The sequence below is a fragment of the Flavobacterium piscisymbiosum genome (assembly GCF_020905295.1).
Lineage (GTDB): Bacteria > Bacteroidota > Bacteroidia > Flavobacteriales > Flavobacteriaceae > Flavobacterium > Flavobacterium piscisymbiosum.
In genome coordinates, this window is sequence record NZ_JAJJMM010000001.1 from 4,810,077 (window position 1) to 4,823,649 (window position 13,573).

The 13,573-nt window shown below is 36.4% G+C and carries 10 protein-coding genes; 5 read left to right on the forward strand and 5 right to left on the reverse strand.

The window, feature by feature from the left end:
- The first annotated feature begins 123 nt into the window (after positions 1-123).
- The 3 genes from LNP81_RS20715 to pdeM all read left to right on the forward strand — a co-directional run bounded on the left by LNP81_RS20715 (position 124) and on the right by pdeM (position 5,701).
- Positions 124-1,725: an ATP-dependent DNA ligase gene (locus LNP81_RS20715; RefSeq protein WP_230039132.1), complete on the forward strand. Its 1,602-nt coding sequence runs from the start codon at positions 124-126 to the stop codon at positions 1,723-1,725.
- Positions 1,726-2,599: 874 nt separating this feature from the next.
- Positions 2,600-5,059, forward strand: a complete 2,460-nt coding sequence (locus LNP81_RS20720; RefSeq protein ID WP_230039133.1) for a ligase-associated DNA damage response DEXH box helicase — start codon at positions 2,600-2,602, stop codon at positions 5,057-5,059.
- Between the two features lie 6 nt (positions 5,060-5,065).
- Complete coding sequence (pdeM, locus tag LNP81_RS20725) at positions 5,066-5,701, forward strand: ligase-associated DNA damage response endonuclease PdeM (RefSeq protein WP_230039134.1); 636 nt, start codon at positions 5,066-5,068, stop codon at positions 5,699-5,701.
- Here the strand turns inward: pdeM and LNP81_RS20730 are convergent.
- The 3 genes from LNP81_RS20730 to LNP81_RS20740 form a co-directional block, all read right to left on the reverse strand.
- Complete coding sequence (locus LNP81_RS20730; RefSeq protein ID WP_230039135.1) at positions 5,693-6,199, reverse strand: hypothetical protein; 507 nt, start codon at positions 6,197-6,199, stop codon at positions 5,693-5,695. The genes pdeM and LNP81_RS20730 overlap by 9 nt on opposite strands.
- 570 nt (positions 6,200-6,769) lie before the next feature.
- Positions 6,770-7,633, reverse strand: coding sequence for an AraC family transcriptional regulator (locus LNP81_RS20735; protein ID WP_230039136.1), 864 nt, complete (start codon positions 7,631-7,633; stop codon positions 6,770-6,772).
- Positions 7,634-7,751: 118 nt separating this feature from the next.
- Positions 7,752-8,978 (reverse strand): PQQ-dependent sugar dehydrogenase, encoded by a 1,227-nt coding sequence (locus tag LNP81_RS20740; RefSeq protein ID WP_230039138.1) that lies wholly within the window; start codon positions 8,976-8,978, stop codon positions 7,752-7,754.
- Positions 8,979-9,385: 407 nt separating this feature from the next.
- Here LNP81_RS20740 and LNP81_RS20745 point away from each other — a divergent pair, with 407 nt between their 5' ends.
- Positions 9,386-10,048, forward strand: coding sequence for a FadR/GntR family transcriptional regulator (locus tag LNP81_RS20745; protein WP_230039140.1), 663 nt, complete (start codon positions 9,386-9,388; stop codon positions 10,046-10,048).
- A gap of 46 nt (positions 10,049-10,094) precedes the next feature.
- Positions 10,095-11,324, forward strand: coding sequence for an MFS transporter (locus LNP81_RS20750; RefSeq protein WP_230039142.1), 1,230 nt, complete (start codon positions 10,095-10,097; stop codon positions 11,322-11,324).
- Positions 11,325-11,425: 101 nt separating this feature from the next.
- On the opposite strand, the gene LNP81_RS20755 is transcribed toward LNP81_RS20750, so the two are convergent.
- Both LNP81_RS20755 and LNP81_RS20760 read right to left on the reverse strand, forming a co-directional pair.
- Positions 11,426-12,451, reverse strand: a complete 1,026-nt coding sequence (locus LNP81_RS20755) for an NAD(P)-dependent alcohol dehydrogenase (protein ID WP_230039144.1) — start codon at positions 12,449-12,451, stop codon at positions 11,426-11,428.
- 168 nt (positions 12,452-12,619) lie between these two features.
- A complete protein-coding gene (locus LNP81_RS20760) occupies positions 12,620-13,561 on the reverse strand; it encodes a PorP/SprF family type IX secretion system membrane protein (protein ID WP_230039146.1) in 942 nt (313 codons plus the stop codon).
- Positions 13,562-13,573: the final 12 nt, after the last annotated feature.

Below are 13,573 nucleotides of genomic sequence, written 5' to 3' on the forward strand. Positions count from 1 at the left end.
AAAGAGGATAGACGAAGAAAGGTAAAAGATAAAAGATAATAGAAGAAAGAAGCAAGATACAAGAATCAAATCTTGTTTCTTGTATCTTGCTTCTTGCCTCTCTTCTTAAAAAAAAATAAAAACATGAAAAACTTTGCCGAACTTATAAAAGCGCTTGACAGTTCTAATAAAACTTCGGTAAAAGTAGATGCTTTGACCAACTATTTTATCAATGCCAGTAATGAAGATAAAGTCTGGACGATTGCTATTCTTTCGCATCGTCGTCCGCCAAGGCCTGTAAATACAACTTTACTGCGATTATGGGCAAATGAACTGGCTAATATTCCCCTTTGGTTGTTTGAGGAAAGTTATCATATAGTGGGCGATTTGGCCGAAACTATTGCTTTGGTAATCCCAACTACAAAAGAACATTCTGATAAAAGTTTAACCGAATATCTTCAGGAAATTATTGCCCTGAAAAAGAAAACAGATATTGAAAAAAAAGAATATCTGCACGAAAACTGGCTGGCACTTAATTACTACGAACGTTTTGTTTTTACTAAATTAATTACCGGAAGCTTCAGAATCGGCGTAAGCCAAAAACTAATGACGCGTGCCCTTTCTAAAGCTGAAAATATTGATGAAGATTCATTGGCACATAAATTAATGGGCGATTGGAATCCGAATACAATCACTTTTCAGGAATTAATTTTAGACGAACAAAACAGCGATTATTTATCGAAACCCTTTCCGTTTTATCTCGCTTATCCTATCGAAGGTGAACCTTCGAATTTAGGAAATCCCGAAGATTGGAGCGCGGAACACAAATGGGACGGAATCAGATCGCAAACCATTATTCGTGATAATGAAATTTTTATCTGGAGTCGTGGTGAAGAATTGGTAACCGATAAATATCCTGAATTTGCATCTTTCATTGGAATTATTCCAGATGGAACGGTGATTGACGGAGAAATTCTTCCATTCATAGAAAATGAAATCGGAACTTTTAATGATCTGCAAACCCGAATTGGACGAAAAACTGTTTCGGCTGCAATCCTTAAAAAGTCACCTGTAATTATAAAAGCCTACGATTTATTAGAATGGAAAGGTCAGGATATTCGAAATCTTCCTTTTGAAGAAAGACGTATAGTATTGGAACAATTGTATGAAGATATTAAACACCATGATATTCCGCTGCAACTTTCTGAAAGGGTGAAATTTTCAACCTGGGAAGAATTGAAGGAGGAAAGATTGCGTTCCCGCAAAATGAAAAGTGAGGGTTTAATGATTAAAAGGAAAGATTCGCCTTATCTCGTAGGAAGAAAAAAAGGCGATTGGTGGAAATGGAAAATTGAACCTTTGGTCATTGATGCCGTCCTCACCTACGCCATGCGCGGTCATGGACGACGCTCAAATTTATTTACCGATTATACTTTCGCCCTCTGGCATAATAACGAAAATAACGAACGGGAACTGGTCACGTTCGCAAAAGCCTATTCCGGTCTAACCGATGCTGAATTTAGAATGGTAGATGATTGGATTAAGAAAAATACTTTGGAAAGATTTGGTCCGGTTCGAAGTGTAACGCCTCAATTGGTTTTCGAAATTGGTTTTGAAGGAATTGCGCTTTCAAAAAGACATAAAAGTGGAATTGCAACACGGTTCCCGAGAATTTTAAGATGGCGACATGATAAAAAAATCGATGAAGCTAATTCTATTGAGGATTTGAAGAGTATGATTTTATAGTTATGGATTGCGAGATGGCACGCGGATGACGCGGATTCGCTAAAGCGAAAACACGGATGAACGCGGATTTTTTCTTGTTTTCTTTTTTCTATCCGCATTTTTTGTCATTTCGACGGAGGAGAAATCCTCGCGAGAAGCTCGACAAAGATTGACGATTTTAGGAACGGAATTTTTTAATGCGATTTCTCCTCTGTCGAAATGATAAAATTGTGGTAAAAAAAAATGGCACGCGGATGAAGCGGATTCGCAGGCGAAAACACGGATGAGCGCGGATTTTTTATTTCTTGTTTTTAAAGCTCCAGAGGAGCGTAATATTTATAGAAACTATGAGAATGTGCCAGAAAAAGAGCTCCAACGGAGCGATATATAAAATTTTAATTAATGCATAATATGTCACCCCGATGGGGTTCTAAAAAATAAACTTATAAATTTCTATAAATATGACGTCCCGCTGGGACTTATTTTTAAAATCGGTTTCTTAATTTTCTTTCACAAAGCAAACCTTAATGAAACTTAATATCTTAATGGTAAAAAAAATGGCACGCGGATGACGCGGATGAGGCGGATTCGCAAGCGAAAACACAGATGAGCAAGGATTATTTATTTCTTGTTTTTAAAGCTCCAGAGGAGCGTAATATTTATAGAAACCATAAGAATGTGCCAGAAAAAGAGCTCCAGCGGAGCGATATATAAAATTTTAATTAATGCATAATATGTCACCCCGATGGGGTTCTAAAAAATAAACTCATAAATTTCTATAAATATGACGTCCCATTGGGACTTATTTTTAAAATCGGTTTCTTAATTTTCTTTGATAAAGCAAAACTTAATGAACCTTAATATCTTAATGGTAAAAAAATAATAGCAAAGACAAATGAACAGAGAACAACTTTTTGCAGTAGCAAATGAATGGTTTGAGAATCAGGGATGGAAACCGTTTCCGTTTCAGACTCAGGCATGGACTGCTTTTTTGCAAGGAAAAAACGGTTTACTGAACGCTCCTACAGGCAGCGGAAAAACCTATGCGCTCTGGTTGCCTATTGTTCTCAACTACATAAAAAATAATCCCGATTATAAAACCAAACACAAACCCGGTCTTAAAGCAATTTGGATTACGCCTTTACGTTCGCTTTCGGTTGAAATAAAACAAGCAGCAGAAAGAGTCGTTAATGATTTGGGAACCCAAATGACTGTCGGAATTCGGTCTGGCGATACATCAGCAAGCGAACGAGCCAAACAAAAAGGAAAAATGCCGGATTTATTGGTTACCACTCCGGAGAGTTGGCAATTGCTTTTGGCAACCAAAGGCTACGACAAAATATTTGGCAATTGTACCGCAATTGTTATTGATGAATGGCACGAATTATTGGGCACAAAACGTGGCGTTCAAACCGAATTGGCTTTATCCCGACTAAAAACTATTGCCCCAAAAATGCGTATTTGGGGAATCTCGGCTACAATTGGAAATTTACAGCAGGCGCAGGAAGTTTTGCTTGGCGTAGATTCCGAAGCTTACAATAATTCCGTTTTGATAAAGGCTCAGATTCATAAAAAAATAAAAGTCATTTCGATTATTCCGGATAAAATGGAAACCTATCCGTGGCGCGGACATATGGGTTTGCACCTGATTGATGAAGTGGCAAAAATTATAAAAGCAAGCAAAACGACTTTGATATTTACGAATGTACGTTCGGCTTGTGAAATCTGGTTTCAGCGATTGCTCGAAAAATATCCTGAGTTTGCCGGAGAAATGGCAATGCACCACGGAAGTATAAATCGTGAAACAAGACTTTGGGTCGAACAAGCTATTAGAGACGAAGAACTAAAAGTTGTGGTTTGTACTTCAAGTCTGGATCTTGGAGTTGATTTTGCTCCCGTAGAAACTATTATTCAGGTTGGCGGACCAAAAGGTGTTGCGCGATTTTTGCAAAGAGCCGGACGAAGCGGACACCAACCGGGAAAAGAAAGTGTGATTTATTTTCTGGCTACGCATGCGATTGAATTAATAGAAGCTTCGGCATTGAAAAAAGCGGTTGAAGAGAATGTAATTGAAGATCGTGTTCCCTACTTGAACAGTTGGGATGTTTTGGTACAATACCTCAATACTTTGGCGGTTTCGGACGGATTTCTTCCCGATGATATTTTCAAAGAAGTCAAAGGAACATTTTGCTATCAGGCAATTACGGAAGAAAACTGGAATTGGGTTTTGAATTTCATTTCTAACGGAAGTCAAAGTTTGCAAGCTTATGACGAATATAAAAAGGTAGAAATCGAAGAAGACGGACGTTACAAAATCAACAGTAGATTGATTGCCATGCATCACCGCATGCAAATAGGAACTATTGTGGGCGATGCTGTTATCAACGTAAAATTTATGAGTGGCGGTTATATTGGTACTATCGAAGAATGGTTTGTGTCGAAATTAAAACCAGGCGATACTTTTATCTTCGCGGGAAAACAACTCGAATTGTTCCGAATAAGAAATATGCAGGTTTTGGTTCGAAAGGCCGATCCTAAAAAGAAATCTAAAGTAGTAAGCTGGATGGGCGGCAGAAGGGCGCTTTCGGCACAAATGAGCGAATTGCTGCGTCAGGAATTGTATCGTGCCAACACCGATAATTTATCGCCGGAACTCGAAGCTCTACAACCTTTATTTGCCAGACAAAGAAAGGAATCTATTGTTCCCGGAGACGATCAGTTTTTGATTGAAACGTTTAAAACCAGAGAAGGCTATCACGCTATTTTTTATCCTTTTGAAGGGCGGTTTGTGCATGAAGCGCTGGCAAGTTTATTGGCGTATAGAATTAGTTTACTTTTGCCTATCAGTTTTTCGCTTGCGTATAATGATTACGGATTCGAATTACTTTCTGATCAGGAAATTGATATGCAGAATGTTCTGGATAATAATTTATTCTCCACGGAATATGTACATCATGATTTGCAAAAAAGCCTGAATGCGACCGAAATGGCAAGGCGGAAATTCAGGGATATTGCCGTAATTGCAGGTTTGGTTTTTACAGGTTTTCCTGGTAAAATGGTCAAAACAAAACATTTGCAAAGCGGTTCTCAATTGCTCTTTGAAGTTTTCAGGGATTATGAACCTGATAACTTATTGTTTCAGCAAGCGTATCGCGAAACCTTTGAACATCAGTTGGAAGAAGGCCGTTTGATTATGGCTTTGGAACGAATAAACAATCAGGAGATTATCTGGAAACCTTGTTTGAAACCTACGCCTTTTAGTTTTCCGTTAATTACAGACAGACTAAGAGAAAAATTATCCAGCGAAACATTAGCGGAACGAATTAAAAAAATGACAGCTTCTTATATGAAGTAATATTATATGACGATTACTATACAAAACCAAACGTTTATTTTGCACACAAGTGGAGCTTTATTTTGGGAAACCAGAAAATTGCTTCTCATTTCTGATGTACATCTCGGAAAAGTGTCGCATTTCAGGAAACACGGCGTGGCGATTCCGAATAATGTCGTTTCTGAAAATTTTAAGCGTTTGACAGATATCGTAGATTTTTTTAAACCCGAAAAAATTATTTTCCTGGGAGATTTATTTCATAGTTCTAAAAATAAGGAATGGGATTTATTCGAAAAATGGGTAGAATGCTGTACCAATACCATTATCCTGATCGCAGGAAATCATGATATTATTGATAAAAAACATTACCTGGAACTTGATATTGATGTTGTAGAATTTCTGGAAATCGACGATTTTTTACTCACACATCATCCTACCCTAAAAGAAGGTTTTTTTAATTTTTCAGGCCACATTCATCCCGGAATTATGCTGCGCGGTTTTGGTGCACAATCTTTAAAATTACCTTGTTTTTTTCAGAAAGAAAATCAAATGATTCTGGCTGCTTTTGGTGAATTTACCGGAAAACACATTTTAAAACCAGAACAAAACGATATTGTTTATGCTATTGCAAATGATGAAGTTATCAGAATTAACTTAAACTGATTTTTTAAGATAAAGTTGCTTTTCATCTGTGTCGCGAGTAGTATCACTTTCATAGTTGAATTCTTCGTAACCCAAAGACTTTAATGTCTCGATTAAAACGGAATCAATTGTAAAAGCTTTTGCCCAAATTAAATCGTATTTTCTTTGTAAAGCGACTTCTTCAGCACGTTTAAAAAGCACGTTGATATCTTCTGGATTAAAGTACACAATATGGTCTACGCCCATTGGTTTATTGGCATCAAGATTTTGATTCGAAAGTCGGGACGAATTCAGTTTCATGAATGACAACGGATTTTCGCCATCATAAGCCATCAACATTTCGACCGAAAAATCATTTTGTATTTTGAATAATTTCTGACTTGAAAGGTTTTCATTGGCGTACTTCTCTCCTATTTCTTTCGAAGAACCAAATAAATCCGAATAGAATTTTAGGGCTTTTTCTTCCATCCAAACTACATTATCATTTATGATTACTACGAATTTTGCTATTTTAGACATATCTTTTATTTTTTTTTATTACTGCAAAGTTGAGATGATTTGATTGATCAGAAAAGAGCTAAACGGCTTTTGTTTTGTTCGAAAAGTCGGTTGAATTAATTGGGATGTCTTTTTAAACACATAGAGAAATAGCTTGTTGAATCGCTTAACAAAGGCGTTTCACTTTTAATAAATCACAATAGCAGCAACTTTAACAATTGAGATGCAGATGCTAACAATTTTATTCGCTTAAAGACAATGCATTGTATTGTCATTGTATTGTCAGGCTGAGCGAAGTCGAAGCCCACGTTTCAATTGGAACGCCCTTCGACTTCGCTCAGGGTGACAATTGGAATGTTTAAATAAAAAATTAAACCCAAGATTGGGCTAAAAAACTAAAAAAAGAGATCGAAAACGAATAACTACTCCATTCGCTCGTCGCTCGCGAGAGGGATAGAAGCAAGCTACCGAAGTAGCGCGGATAGCCCGACAGCATCCCGATAAGAGGGCGTATAATCGCATAGTAAATTTGCCCTCTTATCGGGATGGTGACTCGCCCAAAGTATAATTACGTATATACTTTTAAATATATTAAACATTCTTTCTGCGATATTCTAAAGGTGAAATTCCTTCGCATTTTTTAAAAAATCTCCCAAAACCGGATTGATTGGGGAAGTTTAAAGTATCGCTGATTTGGTTAATCGTAAGATCTTTATTTTGGAGTAATATTTTGGCTTCGAGAATTACAATATCTTCGATCCAGTCACTGGCGGTTTTTCCGCTATTATTTTTAATTACTTCTGACAGATATTTACGTGATACATTTAGAACATCAGCATAATATTGTACTGATCTTTGGTTTACAAAATCTCTGGAAAGGATTTCTTTGAACTTTTCGAACAGAGGATTTTGAGCTGAATCGTTTGCAATGGTTTTCTTTATAACATCTAATTCGTAAATCAATATATAAAGATAAGCTCTTAGAATAGAAGGCTGATTATCAGAATTATGTTCGATCGATTGTCGTAACAAAGTAAAGATTTGTTCAAACTTAATTTTGTTTTTTCTCTCAAGATTGAAAACGTGCATTTCGCTATTTTCGAAAAAATCATACTGCGAAAGAAAAAAAACATTGGCTTGATTGTGCAGAAAAAATTGAGGTTTGAAAAAGATAATATCGATTAAAATTTCGTCGCTGTCTTTTGTGAAACTTCGAATTACCGAAGGCCCTAATGTTAGTATTGCCGGAGCGTGAATTACTGTTTTCTTGAGTTTGGTTTGCATTACAATGCTTCCTTTTCGAAGAAATTCTATGGCATAACTTTCTGCGCGATAAGGTTCGCTGATGTAAGGATGATCTTTTGCCTGAATATAAAAATACTCTCTGTCATTATTGGCATCAGTAAACAAACTTTTATGATGCTCTAGTGAATATGTGGTGATTTTTGTATTCAATTGTTTTTGCATTTAATCGATACCAAATATAAGGAACTCATTTTGCATAACAAATAATGGCGCCATATAGCGCCATTACAAGTATTCTTCTAAAAGAATATATATTTAAAAAGTGAAACTATTTTTTATCGATTTTGTAAAGTTTTCCACCATCAGTAACGGCGTATAAAGCTCCGTCGTTTCCTTGTGTTATATCTCTAAAGCGTTGGTTTTCTGAAGCAAGAAGTCTTTCTTCGCCAATTACTTTATTGTCTTTTATAGCAAGACGAACAATATGCATTCCGCTTAAAGCACCTATAAAAAGGCTATTTTGCCATTCCGGCACACGATTTCCTGTGTAGAACGTCATTCCGCTTGGCGAAACTACCGGATCCCAATAGTAAACCGGCTGCTCTAAACCATCTTGCTGCTGAATCCCTGCTCCTACTTTTTCTCCGCTATATTCGATTCCGTATGTAATGGTTGGCCATCCGTAATTTGCTCCCGCTTTAAGGCGATTGATTTCGTCACCTCCGCGTGGTCCGTGTTCTGACAACCAAATTTCTCCTGTATTAGGGTTAAGTGCCAAACCTTGCGGATTTCTGTGTCCAATAGTATATAATTCAGGTAAAGCTCCCGTTCCTGTAAAAGTAGGATTGCCACTTGCTGGCTGACCTTCTTTTGTTAAGCGAACTACTTTTCCTAAACCTGACGCTACAGATTGTGCCAATGGTCTAGTTTCTAATACAGAACGTTCTCCAGTACTTACTACTAAGAAACCAGATTTATCAAATAGAATGCGTCCGCCATAATGAAGATTACTGGCGTTTGCTGGTTTTGCTCTGTAAATTACGGTTGCTCCTTCGATTGTTTTTTCGTCAGTTGACAGTTTTCCTTTGGCTACAGCCGTATTATTTCCGCCTGTTGTTGCTTCGGCATACACCCAGTAAATCATACGGTTTGTTGTAAAATCAGGATCTATAGTTAAACCTAATAAACCTCCTTGTCCAGAAGCGTTTACGGCAGGAATACCTGTAATAGGTGCGCTTAAAACTCCGGCTGTTGTTGCAATACGCATTGTTCCTGTTTTTTCGGTAATCAATAATCTACCGTCAGGAAGACTTTTAATTCCCCATGGACTGCTTAAGCCTGTAGCAATAGCAACTCCCTGATAAGGCGTGTTGGTTTGTACGCCACTAACTCTGGTTTGCCCTTCGAAAGCTGGTTTATAAGTTGTGTTGGCAGCATTTCCTTCGACAGGATTGGTAGTTGTGCCAGGATTTACATCGACATCTTTATCACTAGAGCAGCTTAAAAAGGTTATTAGCATACTCGAAACAATAGCAATCTGGTTAATATTTCTCATAGTTTTGGGATTTTTATATTAGAATAGATCAAAAATCTTAAATATAAAATAAACACTGTTATATAATTTATAGGAAAATTTACATAATTAATTGGAAGGCTTATATTTTACTGCAAAGTTTTTATTTTACCGCAAAGCACGCAAGGATTTTTTTAATGGGCTGTAATAATCTCGCAAAGGCGCAAGGGCGCAAAGTTTATATTTTTTTTAACCGCAAATTTGCTTCGCCTGTTCGCTATCGCTCGAGTCACAAATTTTCACAAATTTTTAATCTGTCAATCTTTGCTTAAGCTTTGCGAACTTTGCGTAATTCTTAGCGTGCCTTGCGGTAAAAAAATTAAGTTCTTTGCTGTTATTTAAAATATTTTTATACATTTGCAATCATCAGATGATATGATAACTCAATTATGGCATTAATCAATAAAAAATCTCTCGCAGAAGAAGTTGCTTCAAAATTACAGGAGCAAATATCGCTTGGTCAGTATAAGATCAATGAGAAATTGCCTATTGAAGCAGAATTGATGAAAAGTTTTGGTGTTGGAAGATCGTCGATAAGAGAAGCGATGAAGCTACTCGCCAATTCAGGTTTGCTCCGGATTCAGCAAGGAGTTGGTACTTTTGTTCAGGAAGTGACCAGCATACAGGAACCTATGGATCAGCGATTGAAGCGTGCAAGTCTTGAGGATTTAGACGAAGTACGACAATTATTAGAATTGAAAATTGCTGAAAAAGCGGCCATCAACAGAACCGAAGATGATATCATTGCGATGAAACAGCATTTGGCTGACAGAATGAAAACTGCCAATGAAGGTTTACTCGAAGAATGTGTAGAGGCTGATATTCAATTTCATATCGCGATTGCTCAAGCTTCAAAAAATGAAATTCTGGCCGATTTATATAAATCTGTATCGAAACATTTAAAAAAGGAGTTTCTTAGAATCTATCCAAACACTAAAATATTTCAGGATACATACGCAATACACGAACAGCTTTTAAAAAATATCATTGCAAAAGATCCCAAAAAAACATGGAATACCGTTGCCAAAATAACAGGACATACTAATTACTAATTTTTTACCCAAATTCATCAGATGATCTGATTTTTTTTTATTCATTATGAAAACAAATACTATTACCCATTCGAAGCAGTTGGCCCAACAAACTGTTTTCTCTATTTTATTTACTATTAGCTTAACGCATTTTATTAATGATATGCTTCAGGCTGTGGTTCCTGCGGTTTATCCTATTATAAAAGATAAATTTCACTTGACTTTTAGCGAAATTGGTTTAATTACGCTGACTTATCAACTTACGGCATCTATTTTACAGCCTTTCGTTGGATTTTATACTGATAAAAGACCACGTCCATATTCGTTAGCCGTTGCAATGGTTTTTACACTTTTAGGGTTGGCGGCTGTTGCAGTGGCTTCAAGTTTTGTAAATATCTTACTTGCTGTTAGTTTAATTGGTGTTGGTTCTTCTATATTTCATCCAGAAGCTTCGAGGGTTGCACATATGGCTTCCGGAGGAAAAAGAGGATTGGCGCAATCTATTTTTCAATTAGGAGGAAATGCAGGAAGTGCCATCGGGCCTTTGCTTGCAGCTATTATTGTAGTGCCTTACGGACAGTTTAATATTATCTGGTTTTGTATTGCAGCCGCGGTGGGAATCATTATTCTTTCGGGAGTTGCGAAATGGTATCAGGAACATTTGAACCTTAAAGCTAAAAATAAATCGGCTGTAGCTGAAGAAGTTCATCATTCACTTTCAAAACAAAAAGTAATTTTTTCGTTGGGTATTTTGCTGGTATTGATTTTTTCAAAATACTTTTATATGGCCAGTATGACTAGTTATTATACTTTTTACCTGATTGATAAATTTCATGTATCTGTACAGGAATCACAAATTTATCTTTTTGCTTTTCTTGGTGCCGTTGCTGCCGGAACATTGTTTGGCGGAGCTTTAGGAGATCGTTTTGGTCGAAAATATATTATCTGGATTTCAATATTAGGTGTTGCACCTTTTACATTGTTATTGCCTTATGTTTCTCTTTTCTGGACAGGCGTTTTATCTGTAATTATTGGTTTAATTATCTCATCAGCTTTCTCCGCAATTTTGGTTTATGCCACAGAACTTGTACCTGGAAAAGTGGGTCTTATTGCGGGTCTTTTCTTTGGATTGGCTTTTGGTATGGGCGGATTAGGTTCTGCTATATTAGGAAAATTAGCTGATGCTACAAGTATAGAATATGTTTTTAAAGTTTGTGCGTTTCTGCCTTTGATAGGAATTTTGACCACCTTTCTTCCAAATATTGAAGGAAAGAAAAAAGCTTCCGCAGAAGATTAAATTGTTTTTTACTAATTCAAATTGTTATATAGAAAAAGCGCTGGATGTAATGATTCAGCGCTTTCGTTTTTGTAAAATAACAAAATGTTTCGTATTTTAAATTAAGGAATTAAAACCGCGCGCCCTTTAATTTTTCCTTGTCGTAATTTGTCATAAACTTCAAGTGCCTGATCTAAATTATATTTTTCAATTTCAATATGAATTTTCTTTTGTATCGCCAGTCCAATTACTTCCATTAGTTCTGTTCTGGATCCCCAATAAGGATTTGTCATACTTACGCCAAAAGGTAATCCATTCATATTATATTCGAATTTTCCTCCGCCTAAACCAACAATTGTTAAATCTCCGTCTAAACCAATTATTTTGGTTCCCAAATCTATTGTAGAAGTAGCACCAACAAAATCAAGAACTACCTTTGCTTTTTTGATTCCTGTAATTTTTTTGATTTGTTCTGCAGCATCTTTATCCGTAGAATTTACTGCATAAGTTGCCCCAAGTTGTTTTGCAAATTCTAGTCTTTCGGGAGTTATATCGCAAGCGATGATGGTCGATCCGCACATTTCAGATAAAATCTGCAGCGCTACATGTCCTAGTCCTCCAACTCCAATAACCACCACATATTCATCTGGCATCAATTTATGCAACGAGCGTTTTATAGCAGAATATGGTGTTAATGCCGCATCTGTTAAAGGAGCAGCAATTACAGGATCTAAATCATGAATAGGTACTAATAAACGGGATGAAGGTACTAACATATAATCTGCCATTCCTCCGTTTAAACCTAATCCTCCACCGTAAGCTTGTTCTGATTGATGATCACAATAATTTTCGTTTGAATGCTGGCAGGGCTTACAATGTCCGCATCCCCACGGACCGTATACTAAAACTGCATCTCCTTTTTTAAAACCTTTTACATCTTGTCCTACTTCTTCTACCCATCCTGCATTTTCATGTCCTAACGTAAATGTTGATCCGGAAACGGTTCCTTCATCGATTATATGTAGGTCCGAATGGCAAACTCCTGCTCCGCCAATCTTTAATAATACTTCATCACCTGAAGGTTTCGGTTTTTCTAAGTCATTTATAATTCTAACATCTTTGTGCCCATAATATCGTACTGCTTTCATAAGAATATATTTATAATTTGATATCATAAATTTACTGAAACCTTATGGAACACAAAAGTTAATATATGATAAATAAAGCTATTCATACGTTAAAAAAAGAAAGGGTAATGCTTCAAAGTTTAACTTTTATTGTGACTTAACTTTTAATATAATTCAGTAGCCAAAAAATTAAAAACCAAGATTATTAGTTGGATCAGTAAAACTGCAACTACATTCCCTGCGGATATTTTTAGATTGTTTAAAAATGTATTTAATGTAAAACTGATGCGATGAGGGTGCATATTTTCCCAATCCGTTGATGTTGTAATCGTATGCATAACCTGCCTGAAAATCTTGCAGAAGATTAACTCCCATCATTCCGGTAATGGCCGAATTCCATCTGTAGGAAGCTCCGAGCCTAAACTTTTCCCTGAATTCAAAATTAAGGGCGAAATCTATTGCCAATGGTGCGTTTTCGACTGCTTTTGCTAATATCGAAGGTTTAAATAACAAATCATCATTTATACGAGTCTGATAACCCGTTGTAAAATAAATTTGAGGCTTAGTGGTAATTGTCGATGTTTTTATGGTTGGATTATAACTTTCCTTAATAAAATTAGGCACAGATAAACCAATAAACCAATTGGGAGTATTGAACAAAAGCCCCACTCCTATTCTTGGAGTTACCTGATTTTCGATGTTATTCTGAAAGCTTAAATCGTCAGGATTATTAAGATCAAGGCGGCTATAATCGATGTCAAGGATACTCAAACCTGCTTTAAGTCCAAAACTTAACATATTCAGTTCATCTGTATAAATAGTGTACGAATAATCTCCGGTAATAATAACGTCCTGGGTTACTCCCAGCTTTTGATTGGTAACATTAAATCCGGCTCCCATATTAAGATCTATGGGAATATTAATATTAAGATTTTGTGTTTCCGGAGCGCCATCAAAACCGGCAAATTGTGTACGGTGAATTAGTAAAACACTTCCGTCGAAAAAACCGGCAAAAGCGGGATTAAAACTCGACATATTGAGCTTGTAATCTGAAAATTGTGCATCTTGCTGCGCTTTTGCAGAAAACAAAGTGAATGTAAATAACAGAGTGGCTATAATATTGAATTTCATTTGTAATAGTTG